This window comes from Pontimicrobium sp. MEBiC01747 (assembly GCF_053601635.1).
Genome location: NZ_JBSHNS010000592.1, coordinates 1 through 4,063 on the forward strand (window position 1 = coordinate 1; position 4,063 = coordinate 4,063).

A 4,063-nucleotide genomic window follows, 5' to 3' on the forward strand; every position below is an offset into this window, starting at 1 on the left:
GACCTAAACTTTTGGCGTAATTTTCGCCCAGTAATAAAGTATTTAATGCTTTTATTGAGGCGATACTAAATAACAATCCTAATCCATATATGGTGGCAAATAATTTTAACTCATCCCATTGTAAATCTCCTAAACTACCAAAGCCCCAAAATATGTATTGTTGTAAATCTTCTGCCGAACTAAAATAGGAGAGTACACTTACTACTGCAGCAGTTATACTACCAAACATTAACCCTATTATTAGTATAGCCATAGTGTCTCTTACTTTAGAGGAGACTATTAATACGGTTAAAAGCACTAAAAAACTACCTAAACTTGCTGCGATAACTAAACTCCATTTAGAAATTAATATAGTCGTTAAAATGCCTCCTAATAGGGAAGACCCCATAATAACTAAGGCAACTCCTAAACTAGCACCAGAGGTAATACCCAAAACAAAAGGCCCAGCTAATGGATTACGAAACAGGGTTTGCATTAATAATCCAGATACGCCAAGCCCAGAACCTACTAAAATGGCTGTTATGGCTTTGGGTAATCTATAATTTTGAAAAATATACTCGTTACTAGTATAATGTTCTGGGTTTGCAAAAAAACTATTAAAACACTCACTAAAAGAGATATTTACAGAACCTAAGCTAACATTTATAATGCTAAATAGGAAGAGTACTACAATTAAGAGTACAAAATATATTCTATAAGATTGTGTTTTTATCACTTAGTTTAGAGGTTTAAAAAATACAGGTGTATAATCGTTTAATAACTCCGGATGACAAATTTTTATAATATCTTTTAAAACTAGGTCGGGTCTAGCAGTACCTAACTCATAATAGGTAACACCTCCTGTAGCGCCAGTTGTATTAGAAAATGTATATATTTTTTTTGCTTTAAAAGCGTCAAACTCTGTGTAATGTGTATTGGCTTTTTCTAAGGCTTCTATACTTGTATAATAAGAAGGACTTAACCATAAATCTGCCGATTTGGCCTTGCTAAAAACGGTTTCGAAATTTAAAGTTAAACTTCCTTTGCCTTTAGTATCGCTCCATAAATAATTGGTGTTAGCGTCTTTTAAAAACTGAGCTTCTGCACTTGTGCCGTTTGGTAAATACCAAGTGTCTTTATACATGGCTCCACTTAAAATTGTAGGTTGTTTTGTTGCTTTTTGTGCTAATGTTTTAGCATTTAAATAATCGGTTTCTATTTGTTTAAAAATGTTATTTGCCTCTTCACTTTTATTGTATAAAGCGCCAAAGAATTTAATCCACTCGGCTTTTGCTAGAGGTGTTTTTTCTACCCAATCTCCATTATATATAACAGGAATATTGGCATTTTTAATGGTTTTTAACGATTTACTTTTTCCATCTACTCCAAAAGCGACCACAAGATTAGGTTGTAAACTTAACAATACTTCTGTATTTAAGCCTTCGTTTTTTCCTAACTCTCTTACAGTTCCACTATCTATCCTTGCTCTTGTTTTTTTAGAAGACACGTAGTTGGTTCCAGGAAAACCGACTAAAGTGTTTTCAACACCTAATAATTCTAATGCAGGAATATGCGTTGTTGAGGTAATTACTATTTTTTTTATAGGTGTAATAATAATACCATCGTATTGATCTCGCATAAAGGTTGTTTTCGAAGCTTCTTTGGCAGAGATTAAAACATATTTAAAGTTATCTTGAGAGTCTGGCCATGGTGCATTTATTTCTAAAATGGAATGATTGCCGTTGCTTGTTATGGAAAATCCTTCCGCGTAAGCGTTAGCAATATTAATGCTTGGAGTATTAGACTCTAAAGGTGGTAATTGGCGTTCTATGCCTTTGTTTTCCTTACATGAAAGGATGGTAATGCAGACTAAAAGAGGTATAAGATATTTCAATTGTAATGGATTTTATGTTTCAAAAGTAATATTATTTAATCTTTTGTAAAGAAGATAAAACAAAAAGGTTACTTTTGCAGCGAATTTTGGTTCGGCTTTATAATTATTATAAAATCGATTAAAAGGGAATCAAGTGCAATGATTTACAATTGAAGATTTTAGATTTACAATTTTTAATATCTATAATCTAAAATAGATTAAACGTTTTAAACTCATTAATTCTTGAACTGTTCCCGCAACTGTAATCTTAGTCACGTAAGGTGATGCTAATTATTAAACTTCTAACCACTGGTTTTTATAATCGGGAAGGTAAATAATTAGACGAGAGTCAGGAGACCTGCCATTATTTAACATCTAAAAATGACTTTCGGGTAAAGAGTCTTGAAGATTTATGAAAAAAACACTTAGTATATTAGGGCTTTTAGTAGTTAGTTTTTGCAGTTATGCACAAACACTAACGGATTCTATACAAACATTAGATGAGGTTGTGCTTAGTGATAGTAAGCTTAAAAACTATGCTGCTGGTGTAAAAATAGAAACACTTAACGACTCTGTTTTAACTAAAAACCCAATGTCGTTAACCAGAATATTATCTTTTAATTCTAATATTTATTTTAAAGAGAACGGTTTTGGTATGATTTCTTCTCCATCGTTTAGAGGAACTAATGCATCGCAAACGGCAGTAATTTGGAATGGTATAAATATTAACTCACAACTTAATGGACAGACCGATTTTAATACCATAAATACTACAAATTATAGTTCTATTGCTATAAGAAGTGGTGGTGGAAGTGTACAATATGGAAGCGGTAGTATTGGCGGAAGTGTGCATTTAAATAATAAATTAGAGTTTTACTCACACTTTAAAAATAGAGTAAATCTTTCTTATGGCAGTTTCGAAACCAGACAAACTAATTATACAGCCTCTTACGGGAATAATAGATTTTCGGGTAATTTAGGGGTGAGTTATATAGATTCTGAGAACGATTATCGTTTTCTAGGTACAGACGATGTTAATACCAATGGGCAGTTTAATAACTTTAATATTAATGTAAACCTGGGGTATTTTATTTCAGATAAAGATGTACTTAAATTATATCAGCAAAGTTTTAAAAGCGAAAGAAACCTGTCTGGCACTTTAGTTGCGCGTTCAAGAAGTAAGTACGATGATGAAAATTACCGTACCATGTTAGAGTGGTCTCGTGTTTCTAATCGTTATACCTCGAAACTTAAAGTGGCGCATTTACAGGAGCTTTTTCGTTATTTTGAAAATAAGGATAAGCCCAATTATTCCTTCGGAAAAGTAAATACGTATTTAATAAATCATAGTTTTAATTATCGAATCTCTAATACGCTTCAATTTAAAACGATTGTAGATTTTAATAGTTTTAAAGGTTCTGGTAGTAGTTTTGGTGAGCCTAAACGTACGGTAGTTTCTGCAACGGCACTGTTAAATCATAAACCAACAGAAGCATTAAGTTATGGTGTAAATGTTAGAAAAGATTTCACTTCTGGTTTTACTAGTCCATTTGTATTTTCTGTAGATGCTGCATACCAATTAACAAAGCATTATACGTTACAATTAAATGGCTCTAAAAATTATAGAGTGCCAACATTTAATGATTTGTATTGGCAGCCTGGTGGTAATTTAGATTTAGTTCCAGAGTCGTCTTACCAATTAGATTTTGGGCAGCAAATTCATTTTAAAACAATTACAGCAAAAATTAATGGGTATTATATTAATACCACCGATTTAATACAATGGCGCCCAAATAATAGTGGTACCTGGAGCCCAATAAATATTGCAGAAACAGAAAGTTATGGGGCAGAATTAGAATTGAATTCGCATTATAAGTTAAAAAAGCATCATTTTAACTTAATTGGGCGTTACTCATACACTATTTCTGAAGATTCGAGAACCAAAGAGCAATTGGTATACGTACCATTTCATAAAGGAAACATATCTGTAGCTTATAATTACAAACAATTTTCTATGTTTTACCAACATTTATTTAATGGAGAAGTATTTAAAATAGATAGAAAAAAACTATCAACTTACGATCTAGGTAATCTAGGTTTAAGTTATGTTTTTAATACTAAAGGTAAAATTAATTATCAACTAGATTTTAGAGTAAATAATATATACAATAGATATTACGAAAACGTAGCATTGCGTCCAATGCCAAATAG

3 protein-coding genes and 1 riboswitch are annotated in these 4,063 nt (G+C 31.7%); of the genes, 1 reads left to right on the top strand and 2 read right to left on the bottom strand.

Annotated features, from left to right (window positions below; genetic code table 11):
• Both ACVC2P_RS19895 and ACVC2P_RS19900 read right to left on the bottom strand, forming a co-directional pair.
• Positions 1–715: iron chelate uptake ABC transporter family permease subunit (locus ACVC2P_RS19895; protein WP_452600197.1), on the bottom strand; the 715-nt coding region annotated here is incomplete at its 3' end.
• A complete protein-coding gene (locus ACVC2P_RS19900; RefSeq protein ID WP_452600198.1) occupies positions 716–1,873 on the bottom strand; it encodes an ABC transporter substrate-binding protein in 1,158 nt (385 codons plus the stop codon).
• A 70-nt stretch (positions 1,874–1,943) separates the two neighbouring features.
• Positions 1,944–2,232: riboswitch (cobalamin riboswitch) on the top strand.
• Positions 2,233–2,264: 32 nt separating this feature from the next.
• Between ACVC2P_RS19900 and ACVC2P_RS19905 the strand changes: the two genes are divergently transcribed.
• Positions 2,265–4,063 (top strand): TonB-dependent receptor plug domain-containing protein (locus ACVC2P_RS19905; protein ID WP_452600199.1); only part of this gene is annotated, 1,799 nt, incomplete at its 3' end.